This is a genomic window from Paenibacillus castaneae, assembly GCF_002884445.1.
Taxonomy (GTDB): domain Bacteria; phylum Bacillota; class Bacilli; order Paenibacillales; family Paenibacillaceae; genus Pristimantibacillus; species Pristimantibacillus castaneae.
In genome coordinates this window covers 1,732,996-1,747,142 of sequence record NZ_KZ614144.1, presented here as the reverse complement: position 1 = coordinate 1,747,142, position 14,147 = coordinate 1,732,996, and the positions used below count along the sequence as shown (strand labels likewise).

Here is a 14,147-nt window from a genome sequence, read left to right as displayed (position 1 = left end):
GTGTGTAGCCCAGGTCATAAGGGGCATGATGATTTGACGTCATCCCCACCTTCCTCCGGTTTGTCACCGGCAGTCATCCTAGAGTGCCCACCATTATGTGCTGGCAACTAAGATCAAGGGTTGCGCTCGTTGCGGGACTTAACCCAACATCTCACGACACGAGCTGACGACAACCATGCACCACCTGTCTCCTCTGTCCCGAAGGAAAGCCCTATCTCTAGGACGGTCAGAGGGATGTCAAGACCTGGTAAGGTTCTTCGCGTTGCTTCGAATTAAACCACATACTCCACTGCTTGTGCGGGTCCCCGTCAATTCCTTTGAGTTTCAGTCTTGCGACCGTACTCCCCAGGCGGAATGCTTAATGTGTTAACTTCGGCACCAAGGGTATTGAAACCCCTAACACCTAGCATTCATCGTTTACGGCGTGGACTACCAGGGTATCTAATCCTGTTTGCTCCCCACGCTTTCGCGCCTCAGCGTCAGTTACAGCCCAGAAAGTCGCCTTCGCCACTGGTGTTCCTCCACATCTCTACGCATTTCACCGCTACACGTGGAATTCCACTTTCCTCTTCTGTACTCAAGCTTTGCAGTTTCCATTGCGACTCGGGGTTGAGCCCCGAGTTTAAACAACAGACTTACAAGGCCGCCTGCGCGCGCTTTACGCCCAATAATTCCGGACAACGCTTGCCCCCTACGTATTACCGCGGCTGCTGGCACGTAGTTAGCCGGGGCTTTCTTCTCAGGTACCGTCACCTTGAGAGCAGTTACTCTCCCAAGCATTCTTCCCTGGCAACAGAGCTTTACGATCCGAAAACCTTCATCACTCACGCGGCGTTGCTCCGTCAGACTTTCGTCCATTGCGGAAGATTCCCTACTGCTGCCTCCCGTAGGAGTCTGGGCCGTGTCTCAGTCCCAGTGTGGCCGATCACCCTCTCAGGTCGGCTACGCATCGTCGCCTTGGTGAGCCGTTACCTCACCAACTAGCTAATGCGCCGCGGGTCCATCTCTAAGTGATAGATTGCTCCATCTTTCCCGATTCAGTCATGCGACCGTATCGCGTATCCGGTATTAGCATTCGTTTCCGAATGTTATCCCAGTCTTAAAGGCAGGTTACCCACGTGTTACTCACCCGTCCGCCGCTAAGTATCAGAGGTGCAAGCACCTCTTCAACTCCGCTCGACTTGCATGTATTAGGCACGCCGCCAGCGTTCGTCCTGAGCCAGGATCAAACTCTCCAAATTGGTGTTTGACTTGCTCAAAAACTTTTATCGCTTTTTCGCTCATCCCGAAGGATTTGCGAGGCAGTTTGTTACTCGTTGTTCAGTTTTCAAAGAGCAATCTATTCTTTCGTTTGTGTTGCTTGTTTTGCTTGCCGTCCGCGTGTTTCTCTCGGCCGGAATTAGAATATATCATGTTAACGTCTATTTGGTCAAGCGTTTTTTAAAAAAAGTTTTAAAAGTTTTTTAAATGCATCATTTTCTCGTTGATTGCCATTGTTTGTCTGTGCATTTATCGACTAAATAATATTACATCATCTATAAATAATGTTCAATCATATAATAAACTATAACTAAAGGTACACAAAGGAGTCTAACCCCAGTAAAGGAGCAGCCAAATGTCTATAACAGAAATTGAACGTATTCGTGCCATACTGCCAAGACAGTTGGAAAGGAGTCGGCACCAGTGCAGCCTCGGGATGGTTGCTTCATATACCCGAATTATCAAAGTCACCGCCGGAGGCACTTGGTATTCACATTCTGGATGCTCAAGGACAGTCCATTACTGAAGGAGAATCCACTTTGCCGTTCACAATGCAGAGCATTTCCAAAGTATTTACTCTTATTCTAGCTCTAATGGATAACGGAGAAGCTGCGGTTTTTGACAAAGTAGGCATGGAACCGACCGGTGATAACTTTAACTCGATGCTTAAGCTGGAGCTTGTACAACCAGGAATCCCATTCAATCCATTGATTAATGCAGGTGCCATTGCGATTTCATCATTAATAGCGGGTAGCAGCCCTGCTGAAAAATCGGCTCGAGTGCTCGATTTTCTGCGTCTTCTTTCTAATAATGATGCTCTAAATTATGATTTGAATGTATACCGTTCGGAATCGGATACGGCTAATCTCAATCGTTCTATGGCTTATTTCCTTAAAGATAACGGAGTGCTTGAAGGTCAGGTTGAGGATGTCCTTGACGTATATTTCCACCATTGCTCCGTATGTGTGACGTGTGCTGACTTGGCTCAAATGGCACTTGTACTTGCACATAACGGTAAAAATCCAATCACAGGAAAAACGCTCATCCCGCGCCGCTACGTTCAGATTGCCAAAACATTTATGATTACTTGCGGCATGTACAATGCATCCGGTGAATTTGCCATTCAGGTGGGCCTCCCTGCAAAAAGCGGTGTATCCGGTGGAATCCTTACTATGGTCCCAGGCCTTTACGGGATTGGCTTGATTGGTCCAGCCTTAAATCGGAAAGGAAATAGCATCGCGGGGGTAGATCTCCTTCAGTCGTTGTCGCAGAAATTCGATTGGAGCTTGTTCTAAATAAAGCTGATTGTACAAAAGAAAGGAGCCCCAATAAAGGCGGCTCCCCCACTATGTCAGGTGCTGAATGTAAAGCGTGAATATTAATCTACAAGCTTTACACTCTTATTCAATACAAAAAATTGCTCTGCCTTATCGCGATGCTCATCCGTAATTTGTCCGCTTAACGCTTTGTAAGCGAGAAATACTGCTGTAGCATCATCAACAAATCCTACGACCGGCAAGAAATCAGGAATAAGATCAATGGGCAATATCCAATACGCTAATGCGCCAACCGCTGTAGCCTTAGCAGATAAAGGTGTCTTAGGATCAGTCGAACAATAGTAAAGCGTTACGACTTCCTTCGCGAACGGTACCTTTGCAGCATGCCGCTTCACTTTTCCCCAAAAGCCTTCCTCCACATACTTGGCTTGCTTCTCATGATCCCCAATTTTCTCTATCCATTTATTTATATCAATTTCCTTTGATTCCGCCGTAGCAGCTCCAAGCTCGTTATTCTTTGCCATCTCTAGGTCTACCTCTTTCGTGGTTTCACTTCCACAGGCTGAGCATTGTGTTTCCAACTGTTCGTCCATTTCGTTACCGCAATTTGCGCATTTGAGAACAGACATCCTGTCCACCTCCTCATGTACTCTTATTTATACTTTCCATATACCACAATAGTTTCATCTTGCAACATAAATAGCATGAATGGTTATTAAGTTAAATATGTAAAGCTGCCTATAATAACGCAAATGATACTGAAAGCTGCTTGGCTTTCTACATTATTTTTATTAGGCTGTCCGAACCTGCTTCGCTTTATAGGGTCCGTGTTTGAGGATAATTTTCTTCATTTGGCTATTTTCACTAAGAGATACCAAAAAAGCACACAGGCGAAACTCACCCGTGTGCTTCCTCTTCTATATAATGCTATCTCATTTACTTGCTAAGCATACTGCTTGTTGATTGACCGCTAACCATTCCGCTGTAATACCCATTCTGTCTCAGCAGCTGCAAATGTGAGCCTTTCTCGATAATAGCTCCATCTTGGAGCACGACAATTTGATCAGCTTGCTGAATCGTATTGAGCCGATGGGCAATAACAAAGCTCGTACGGCCTTTCATAAGCCGCTGCAGCGCCTCTTGTATTTTAATTTCTGTAACAGTATCAATGCTGCTTGTAGCTTCATCGAGAACCAATATAGTAGGATCAGCCAGTATAGCCCTCGCGATAGCCAATAGTTGTTTCTGTCCTTGACTGATCCCGCTGCCATCCATCTTCAGTATTGCATTATAGCCGTCATGCAGACGCGTAATAAATGAATGGGCATTGGCCAGCTTCGCCGCCTGCTCTACCTCAGCATCGGTCGCATCAAGCTTGCCATAGCGAATATTTTCACGTATCGTCCCCTCGAACAGGAATGGGTCCTGCATAACGAATGCCATATGTGAGCGCAAACTTTCGCGTTTGATCGTTCGGCTGTCATAACCGTCAATCTTGATGCTGCCAGAGCTCGGATCATAAAAACGGCACAGAAGCTGGATGAGTGTTGTCTTGCCCGCTCCAGTTGGGCCAACGAGCGCAATAGTTTCACCCGGCTTCACCTGAAAGCTGACATCTCGAATGGTTGATGCGCGGCTCTCGTATGCAAATGTCACATTCTCAAATACAACAGAGCCTGCCAGCATACTTAGATGGCGAGCAGCAGATTCATCATTCCGCTCCTCCTCCTCACTAAGCACATCAAATACCCGTTCCGCACCGGCTATGGCCGAGAGCAAAGTGTTCCATTGATTAGCCAAATCATTAAGCGGTCTCGTAAATTGCCTGGAGTATTCTGCGAAAATAACGATAACACCTACCGTAATGGCATCATTTAATACAAATATAGCTCCAACTCCTGCGATGATAGCGAAGCTTAAATTGTTCAATGCATTCATAAGCTTCGGTATAAAACCAGATATCGTCTGTGCCCAAAAGCCCGAAACTCGGATCCGCTCATTCCGCTGCTTGAACTCCTCAATAACGGTCTGTTCCTGAGAGAAAGCTTTAACAATGCGCTGACCGGAAAGCGTTTCTTCAATGTAACCATTCAAATCGCCTAAATTACGCTGTTGTGCTTTGAATAATCGACCGGTTTGTTTCGTTATCCATTTCATTCCGAGCAGCATAAGCGGCACAACGATGAATGTAAGCAATGTAAGCATGGGACTAAGCGATAGCATCACTGCTACCGTGCCTATTAGTAGAAGGGCGCTTGAGAATACTTGAATAACCGAGCTGTTTAACGAAGCACTTACGTTCTCTATATCATTCGTCACTCGGCTCATTAGCTCCCCATGCTGACGCTTGCTGAAGTAAGGGATGGGCAGTCTATGCAAATGTTCAAACAATTGGACGCGCATGCGATAAACCGTTTTCTGTGATATCGTAATCATCCAAATGCTTTGCAGCCACATCGTAACGGAATAAAGAGCATACGAGGCAGCCATTGCAACCAGAAAAACGACGAACCCGCTGTCTTTATTCATAATAAATCGATCGATTGCGGTTCCCGCCAAATAAGGACCTAGCAGAGACAATGCCGAGCTTAAAATAACCATAACGACAACCGCGGCGAGCCTGCTTTTGTATTCGGTTAAGTACCCCCACATTTGCTTTAAGGTGCGAGATGCATTCTGGGCTCTTGGTTTTTTCTTCGACGTTCCTGCGGCAGCTTTGCTTTGCCCTGGTTGTTCTATGACTCTTTCAGGCTTTGGATATTGAAAGGGATCCTTTAATTGCTTAAGCATGGGATATACCTTCCTTTCCAAACTGCGATTCATAGATTCTAAGATATAAGCTTGATTCCTTAATAAGTAATTCATGAGTGCCCTGAGCAATCAGTTCACCCTCATCAAGCAATAAAATTTGATCCGCTCCTGCAGTTGAGCTAATCTTTTGTGTAATAAGAAGCGTCGTGCAGTTCATATGCTTCAGTCCACTCAATAACGCCGCTTCGGTCTTCACATCAAGAGCGCTCGTGCTGTCATCCAGCAGTAAAATAATAGGCTTTCGCACAAGTGCCCGTGCTATGGTCAACCTCTGCTTCTGACCACCAGATAAATTAACGCCTTTTTGGCCTACGATAGTATTGTACTGTTCAGGGAGCTTCATAATCGTCTCATGAATTTGAGCCAGCTTTGCAGCTTCAATAATTTCTTCGAGGCTGGCGTCTTCCTTGCCCCAACGAATATTTTGCTCCACACTGCCTGTGAACAGCATAATATCTTGCGGCACATATCCGATTTGCTTGCGCAGCTGTTCCAGTTTCAATTGTCGATTATCTATTCCATCAATTGTTATCGTTCCACCCTGCACGTCATAAAGCCTTGGAATTAGCTGAACAAGCGATGACTTGCCTGAACCGGTTGCACCCATAATGGCAATAGTTTGACCCGACTTCGCTTCGAATGAAATATTTCTCAAAACCGACTGCTCTGAATCTGGATATTGAAAGGAAACATTCTCAAATGAAATAGAGCCCTGTCTAAGTTTTACAACTGCATGGCTGTCTATCGAATCCTTAAGATCGATCTCGGTTATTAGAACCTCCTCAATCCGCTGCGCTGATGCACGAGCTCGTGAGAAGTTGACAACAATCATCGACATAATTGAAAGGGCTGCTGTCGTTCTTGTCGCGTAGTTAACAATAGCGACCACTTCTCCAACCGTTGCACCGCTGTTATCAAGCTCGATTCGGCCGAACCACAAAACCGCCATCACGCTAGCGTTCATAACTAGCAATACAATGGGCATCGTCGTCTCCGTTAAACGAAGCGCCGACACTGTTCGATTCATAAGCATTTCACTTGAATGGGCGAAGCGCTTGGATTCATGTTTCATCCGAACAAATACTCTAATGATTCGCATTCCTATCAGATTTTGCTGCATAACGCTATTCACTTGATCAAGCTGCTGCTGAACGGAACGAAATAACCCCTCTCCCTTCTTCAGCACCCAGAGCAGGAACACGGCTAGAAAAGGTACTGCCGCTGCAAGGCACAAAGCAAGCTTAGGTTGAACAATAAATGCCATAACGATGCTGCCAATAACCAGCAGTGGAGCCCGCAGCATTATTCGAAGGCTCATGAACACCGTGTTTTGCAGCTGCATAACGTCATTGGTTAGTCTTGTAATCAGTGAAGATTCCGGGAAACGATTGAAATTGGCGAATGAGAACGCTTGAATTTTGTCGTAGAGCCGCTCTCTTAAATCAAAGCCGAAGCTTTGGCTCACATGAGAGGCAAAGAAGGAGCTTAATATTCCTACTGTGAAGGCGACAATGGAGCATCCAATAAGGACACCGCCCCAATTCAGCACAGTCGATAAATCATTATGACCGATACCGTAATCAATAATTCTTGAAATGATATAGGGCTGAAGCAATTCTACTATCAGCTCGACCAGCATCAGCAACAGCGCAATCACGGCAGCAAAACGATATTTTTTCAGAAAAGAAAATATAGTCAGCATCTTCGATCCTCCAAGTAGAGTAGGTCTTGTTTCTATCGCTACTAGGCGCGAATATACTTATTATATAGGTTTGGAATAAAAATGGCATTTATTTATAATTACAAAGATTTATATGCGAGTCTGTATGTGGGGAATGAGTTGTTTTTCGAAAAAATATGCATTTTCTTATACGCCTCTTATATCCTCATAGTATACTCGGAACATAATGTCATGATTGTAATTGCCGAAGCCCTTGCCATACAAGGTTAGCCCGCCAACATGAGTCGCATCTTCCTTTACCCCGATCCGAAACGTCCAATAATTGCGATCAAGACCGATTTCCCCAATCCCAACCGATGACATATGTTGACCATCTATCAATGTTCCGTCCTCTTGTATCCGGATGACCTTTAATAATCCATACTGATTAATTCGATCCTGCCACCATGCCGGAGAGAATCTCCCTCTTACATCCCCATAATCTCCAGGACTTGTCCACATGCCGATTTCCTGCCCATTTAATGAAAAAGAAATATCTGACGGCCAGTTTTCATTCACCCCGGGTGCTTCCGAGCCAAGCTCCATCGTGATTTCAAGCGCAATTGGACGTTGTCCAGTTAATAAATAATTCGGAACCTTGTATTCAACATAGCCTTTGCCAAACCATAGGATGCCAGCATTCATCCGATCCGGTTCTAGAAAGAAACGCGGATCATCGAACTGCCCGATCATTTTGTCAACTGTAGCAATCCCGCAGGTCGGAGTAATTTCAAATTGTGTAAAATGTCCGACCGGTATGCTAACTTCATGCACTTTCTTCACATCCATCAGAGGATCAGGCAGCTCAATTGAAATAGATCGTTCCGCGAGTGTGCAAATTTTATGTGTGCCTCCTTGCTTGCGAACCATTTTGGTTTGAACGATTCCTGCCTTCTCCAGCTTCCGAATATGCATCGTTACGATTGCACTGCTCAATCCAAGCGATTCTGCAAGCTCCTTTACATTCATAAAATCGGAAGCAAGCAAATTAATAATCGATAATCTAACCGGGCTGGCCAATGCTTCATATAAAGGCAGCCAGGCTTCGTCTGTATTTGCGTGAATCATCCCATTTCCCCTTCCTGCTTTTGTTTGCGGCTATTATATAACAATAGAAGGGCATCCCAAGAGCTGCATTCGCAGCTTTCGGATACCCTCGATTTGCTTGTATATGATTATAGCTTAATACGGATAACGTTCCATGATGCTTTGCCAAGAGTTGCTTCAATTTTACCAGAATCGCTAATTGCAGCATTCCCTGCTGTATGCGGAGTTACACGGTTAGGAGCTTCTGCGGTGTTCGTCATTTGCAGATCCTCATGCTCAAGCACGATATGCTCTATGATTTGGAAGGAACCGAAGCTGCGAAGATCGATTTCAAAAGGCAGCGCTTCTTTAATGTTGCGGTTGACTGCGAAGATCGTTACCTCTTCCTTCTCTTCGTTATGAACAGCTACCGCCTCAAGATAAGGCACATCCGTGAAATCCTTCGAGTCATATTTCGGCGACTTAACAAGCGGTACGAGCACCGTTCCCCGGCCAAAAATACTTGCATGCATGTATGGGAAATAAATCGTTTGCTTCCACGCAGGACCGCCATTTTGCGTCATGATCGGAGCAATTACGTTAACAAGCTGCGCAATACATGCCATTTTCACTCGGTCTGCACGCTTCAGCATACTAATAAGCATACATCCTACGACGAGAGCATCCTCATGGTTATAAACGTCCTCCAGCTGCGGCGGAGCGATTTGCCAAGGATCCAGCTTTTTATCATGCTCATTTGAATGATACCATACGTTCCATTCATCAAAGGAAAGATTAATTTTTTTCTTGCTGCGTTTTTTCGCTTGAATGTAATCACATGTTGAAATGACACTGTTGATAAAGGAGTCCATACCCATAGACTGCGCAAGAAAATTCATCGTGTCCTTCTGCGAATTACCGTAATACTGATGAATGGAAATATAATCAACCGTATCGTATGACAAATCCAATACAGTTGCCTCCCATTCTGGAAATGTCGGCATACCGTTACCGGAGCTTCCGCAAGCTACAAGCTCAATCGACGGATCGACCCAGCGCATCGCTTTGCCCGTTTCGTTAGCCAGACGGCCGTATTCCACTGCGGTTTTGTGTCCGATCTGCCATGGACCATCCATCTCATTGCCTAAGCACCAAGTTTTTATATTGTGGGGTTCCTTGTAGCCATGCTCGGCACGAAGATCACTCCAATAGGAGCCGGATGCATGGTTCGAATATTCAATTAGATTACGAGCATCGTCAATGCCGCGAGTTCCTAAATTAACCGCCATCATCGCTTCTGTATTAGCTTTCTTGCACCAGTCCATAAACTCATTAAAGCCAACCCAGTTTGGTTCAATCGTTCTCCAAGCCAGTTCAAGCCTGCTAGGACGCTTATCTACAGGACCAACGCCATCCTCCCAATTGTAACCGGATACAAAATTGCCTCCCGGATAACGAACAATCGGAACATCAAGCGCTTTGACAAGCTCAAGCACATCCGTACGAAAGCCCTTATCATCTGCTTCTGGATGATCAGCTTCATAAATACCACCGTACACCGCACGTCCAAGATGCTCAATGAAAGAACCATATATCCTTTTGTCGACTTCCCCGATTTGAAAATCCTTATCTACGGTCATAGATGCCTTGCTTGCCATGTGCATTCACCCCATTATCAAATTAACAAAACTATTAATAAATTGCTTATTTATTAATAATAGTATCTATAAATAATATTAAACTACAGCTTCGTAATTAATTCAAGCCTTAATTTTACCACCATTGAATTAATGAATATATTAATTCATGGGTGGTAGTAAGGAAGCTCTGCACGGATATGATCTGAAGGTTATAGTTCCTTCGGTAAAGTAGTTCAAAATCCCTATTAAATAATGAATGTTCTCTTGAGTTAGTCCTCCTTTTCGACTACTATGGAACTATAAGGTAATTCAAGTTTTAGATAACGGCAGGAGTTGAGTACATGAGCAGCCATGCACGCTCACTAGAAGATGCAGCCGAGCATATCATTGACACCCTGAAGCATTTCCTTAAGGTGAATACATTGTTTATCGCAACAAATGACGGCTTTGCCAATCGAATAATTCGAGCATTTAACCGTCACGAGCAACTGATACAAAATCAAGCTCATACTCCCATGCCGCTAAGCTTCTGCAGTCTCGTTTTTTCACAATCGGACTCTGTGCTTATTATTCCCAATACGCTTGAAGATGCTAGAACGGCAGCTTTGCCAATCGCAGAGCAGCTTGGCGTATGTTCATTTGTTGGAGCAGCTGTAAGAACGTCTGATAATCAGACTTGTGCTGCGATTTGCATGCTGGACCGCGAGCCCATTCATCTAGATGAAAGACAAATTGCATTTATTGAATCTTTGTCTTCCTTTCTCGGCTACATCATTGAGCTCGAAAATGCGAGCGTAACCGATAGTTTGACAGGATTATTTAATCGCCGTTATTTGTCCCATATATATAATCATGAATCGGACAAGCAGTTTAGCGTAATGTTCATTGATATCGACGATTTCAAGGATGTGAACGATTCGTTCGGCCATGATTTTGGCGATCTCCTTCTACTGGAAATATCCGCAAGGCTCAGACAAAGCGTTCGAAAAACAGACATCCTCGTAAGATACGGAGGCGATGAATTTCTCATTTGCTTTCAACACTTAGTGGATAATCACGACATCACGGTTGTTGCAGACAAAATTAAGGCTTCCATTAAACAGCCGTTTACGATTAACGGACAGCTCATTCACATTTCCGCCAGCATTGGCATAAGCGCCACTCCCGGCAAAGGCTCCAACCTAAAGAAGCTTATAAGCGATGCCGACCAAGCAATGTACGGCATTAAACAGAATGAAAAGAACCCATAACGGGTTCTTTTCATTTTGTACGCAAATTTAGTGTGAAATAATGCAAATATAAGTTAGTACTTCAGCACCTACTGTACGCTATAACACTACCCTCTCTCCACCCCATGACCTTGCACATCCGTCATAACCTTGGCCAACCAAACATACAATGGTATGAATCGTATTTTCGAATGCGGAGGGATGACGGATGAACCAAGATGAGATTCGCGCACTGGAGCGATCCATCGATGAAATAACGGAAATTGCGCAGGGCTTTGGGCTTGATTTTTATCAAATGCGATATGAGATTTGTCCTGCAGATATTATTTACACATTCGGTGCATACGGTATGCCGACAAGGTTCAGCCACTGGAGCTTCGGAAAAACGTTTAATAAAATGAAGATGCAATATGACTTTGGCCTGAGCAAAATCTACGAGCTTGTTATCAACTCTAATCCCTGCTACGCCTTTCTTCTGGACGGAAACTCCTTAATCCAAAATAAACTCATTGTCGCCCACGTGCTCGCGCACTGCGATTTCTTCAAAAACAATGCCCGCTTCGGCGTGACGAATCGCAATATGGTTGAAAGCATGTCTGCTACCGCTGATCGCGTCCATCAATATGAAATGGAATACGGCACCGAAGCTGTTGAGAAATTTATTGATGCCGTTCTCGCTATTCAGGAGCATGTCGATCCAACGCTCATTAAGCCATACCAGCTGGATAAGAAACGGTACATTGAAATGGTGCAAAAAGATAGCGAGCGCTCCGAATGGAATATCCCTTCAACCCAGTACGATGATTTATGGAATTTAGATCCTGACAGGACGGCTGCTGCAGCTTCTGCTGCCGATTCACAAGCGACAGATGCCAAACGGTTCCCGCCGCGGCCGGAGAAAGATGTCGTTTGGTTTATTGAGGAGTATTCGCCTACACTGGAGGACTGGCAGCGAGATATTATGTCCATGCTCCGCGACGAAATGCTCTATTTCTGGCCGCAAATCGAGACAAAAATCATGAACGAAGGCTGGGCTTCGTATTGGCATCAGCGCATCATTCGTGAGCTTGATCTTACTAGTGAGGAGACTATTGAATTCTCTAAACTGAACTCCTCAGTCGTGCAGCCTTCAAGGCACACCTTAAACCCCTATTATTTGGGCCTGAAAATTTTCGAGGATATCGAGCGCCGTTTCGATAAACCAACGAAAGAGGAACAGGCGCGCTTCGGACGTGTGCCCGGTAAAGGAAGAGAGAAGATGTTCGAGGTTCGCGAGCTGGATTCCGATATTTCATTCATCCGCAACTACCTGACGAAGGATCTGGTTAATGACCTTGATCTTTATATTTTCGAGAAAAAAGGACCTGAGTGGAAAATTACCGATAAGTCATGGGAGAACATTCGCGATCAGCTAGTTTATTCTAAAGTAAATGGCGGGTTTCCTAGTTTGATGGTGAAGGATGGAGATTTCAATCGCGTAGGCGAGCTTTATTTAATACATGAATACGAAGGTATGGAGCTGGATCTCAAATACGTCGAGCGTACGTTGCCTTATGTTGTACAGCTTTGGGGGAAAAATGTTCATCTAGAGACATTTGTAGAGGATAAAAAGATCGTGTTCAGCTGCGATGGGAAGAAGACGAGTAGGAAGTTTGTTTAATTTATAAGGAGGTTGCTTCTTAACTCTTCAATGAAGAACTATCATACATGAAGCTATACAAAAGGAACCCGATATAATTCGATCGGGTTCCTTTTGTTCGTAAAACAAGTGACTATCATTACAAAGATAATCTTCGTTTCGTTTCAACCTATAATCAAACAAAAGTCAAACATAGTCATATTATTTTATCTCAGAAATTCTTTCATATAAGAAATCCACGACATGTTTGACTTCCATTTGGCCGCTAACGCCATGCTTCAAGGCTCCCAGCTTCATCTGCAGTAGGCAGCCCGGATTGCTGGTGAGAAGATAGCTGGCCCCCGTTCGGTTTGCATGCTCCATCTTATGCTCGAGAATTTGACCTGCCATCTCGGGTTGAGTCACGTTATAGATACCTGCAGAGCCACAACAACGGTCTGCTTCTTTCATCTCCACGAAATTGACATTGGCTACTTGTTTCATAAGCTGCCTAGGAGCATTCGAACTCTTCATCACGTTGCGTAGATGACAGGAATCCTGGTAGGTGACCATCACCGGCTCATTAGCGCACGCATTCCGTTCGGCGAACGCCGGAATTCTTCCATGTTCGAACAACAGCATACTTACGTCTATCACTTGAGAAGCAAACCACTCAGCAAGCTCGCGATATTCGGAATCTTCATGCAGCAAATGATCGTATTCCACGAGCAAAGCACCGCAACCGCCAGCATTAGAGACGATATAGTCGATCTCCGCGTCTTTGAACACTTGCACATTCGTGCGAGCAAGATCTTTTGCCCGCTCCATCTCACCGCTGTGTGCGTGAAGTGCCCCGCAGCATACTTGCTCAGTCGGAATGACTACCTCGAAACCAGCTTCGGACAGCAGCTTTACTGTATTGACATTCGTTTCCGAGAACAAAACATCCATGATACAACCCCGAAATAAAGCGACTCTGGCAATTGTTTCCCCTTTGGCTGGATAGACGGTGCCTAACTGTTCAACAACGCCTTTGGCGGTCGCGTCCGGCAAGATTTGTTCCATCTCGCGCATATAGGCCGGAAACAACTGCATCATGCCGCTTCCTCTGACTAGCTTTCGCAAACCTGACTTTTGATAAATCGAAAGCGATCTCCCTAGCCATTTTAGCCTTCCACGGTGTGGAAAGACACCATCGAAGAAAACCTTGCGAAGTCCTTTAACAGGAACACTGTGGACATCATGATCCTCGATCGCATCTCGAGCTTGCTCAATCAATTGTCCGTATTTAACATCAGCCGGGCAAGCCGGCTCGCAAGCTCTGCAGCCGAGGCAGTGGTTCATTTGATCCTGGAACGCCTGATCCGGATCCATAATACCGTCGGCGACCGCTTTCATCAGCGCGATTCGCCCCCGAGGAGATTCCTGCTCGAGACCCGTTTCCTTAAAGGTAGGACAAGCAGGCAAACAAAATCCACATCGCATACAGTTCGTTAATTGATCATAGTCGAGCTTCAATTGCAGCGTCTTGGACATTGGATTGCTGAGTGCAATTGCCGGTTTATT

At 45.0% G+C, this 14,147-nt stretch carries 8 protein-coding genes, 1 rRNA gene and 1 pseudogene (1 of these 10 running past the window's edge); 3 read left to right on the top strand and 7 right to left on the bottom strand.

All coding sequences use genetic code 11. From position 1 onward, the window contains the following. Window positions 1–1,241: ribosomal RNA gene (locus CEF13_RS07480) — 16S ribosomal RNA — on the bottom strand; it reaches 259 nt to the left of the window's first position. A gap of 374 nt (window positions 1,242–1,615) precedes the next feature. On the opposite strand from CEF13_RS07480, the pseudogene glsA reads away from it, so the two are divergent. Beyond that, a pseudogene (gene glsA / locus CEF13_RS07475) lies at window positions 1,616–2,555 on the top strand (glutaminase A). 83 nt (window positions 2,556–2,638) lie between these two features. On the opposite strand, the gene CEF13_RS07470 reads toward glsA, so the two are convergent. From CEF13_RS07470 to arfA, 5 genes are all read right to left on the bottom strand, one after another. After that, a complete protein-coding gene (locus CEF13_RS07470) occupies window positions 2,639–3,166 on the bottom strand; it encodes a YkvA family protein (protein ID WP_102710125.1) in 528 nt (175 codons plus the stop codon). A gap of 307 nt (window positions 3,167–3,473) precedes the next feature. Beyond that, window positions 3,474–5,327, bottom strand: coding sequence for an ABC transporter ATP-binding protein (locus tag CEF13_RS07465; RefSeq protein ID WP_102710124.1), 1,854 nt, complete (start codon window positions 5,325–5,327; stop codon window positions 3,474–3,476). Continuing rightward, window positions 5,320–7,050, bottom strand: coding sequence for an ABC transporter ATP-binding protein (locus CEF13_RS07460; RefSeq protein ID WP_102710123.1), 1,731 nt, complete (start codon window positions 7,048–7,050; stop codon window positions 5,320–5,322). The genes CEF13_RS07465 and CEF13_RS07460 overlap by 8 nt, the downstream gene beginning before the upstream one ends. A 165-nt stretch (window positions 7,051–7,215) precedes the next feature. Next, window positions 7,216–8,136, bottom strand: a complete 921-nt coding sequence (locus CEF13_RS07455) for an ArsR/SmtB family transcription factor (RefSeq protein ID WP_102710122.1) — start codon at window positions 8,134–8,136, stop codon at window positions 7,216–7,218. A gap of 107 nt (window positions 8,137–8,243) precedes the next feature. After that, window positions 8,244–9,752: an arabinosylfuranosidase ArfA gene (gene arfA, locus CEF13_RS07450; protein WP_102710121.1), complete on the bottom strand. Its 1,509-nt coding sequence runs from the start codon at window positions 9,750–9,752 to the stop codon at window positions 8,244–8,246. A 323-nt stretch (window positions 9,753–10,075) separates the two neighbouring features. Here arfA and CEF13_RS07445 point away from each other — a divergent pair, with 323 nt between their 5' ends. Beyond that, window positions 10,076–10,984: a sensor domain-containing diguanylate cyclase gene (locus CEF13_RS07445; RefSeq protein WP_102710120.1), complete on the top strand. Its 909-nt coding sequence runs from the start codon at window positions 10,076–10,078 to the stop codon at window positions 10,982–10,984. Window positions 10,985–11,171: 187 nt separating this feature from the next. Then, entirely contained in the window at window positions 11,172–12,623 is a 1,452-nt protein-coding gene (locus CEF13_RS07440; RefSeq protein ID WP_102710119.1) for a SpoVR family protein, read from the top strand. 180 nt (window positions 12,624–12,803) lie between these two features. On the opposite strand, the gene CEF13_RS07435 is transcribed toward CEF13_RS07440, so the two are convergent. Beyond that, the gene (locus tag CEF13_RS07435; RefSeq protein WP_102716263.1) at window positions 12,804–14,117 is read right to left on the bottom strand and encodes a (Fe-S)-binding protein; all 1,314 of its coding nucleotides are present in this window, start codon (window positions 14,115–14,117) and stop codon (window positions 12,804–12,806) included. Window positions 14,118–14,147: the final 30 nt, after the last annotated feature.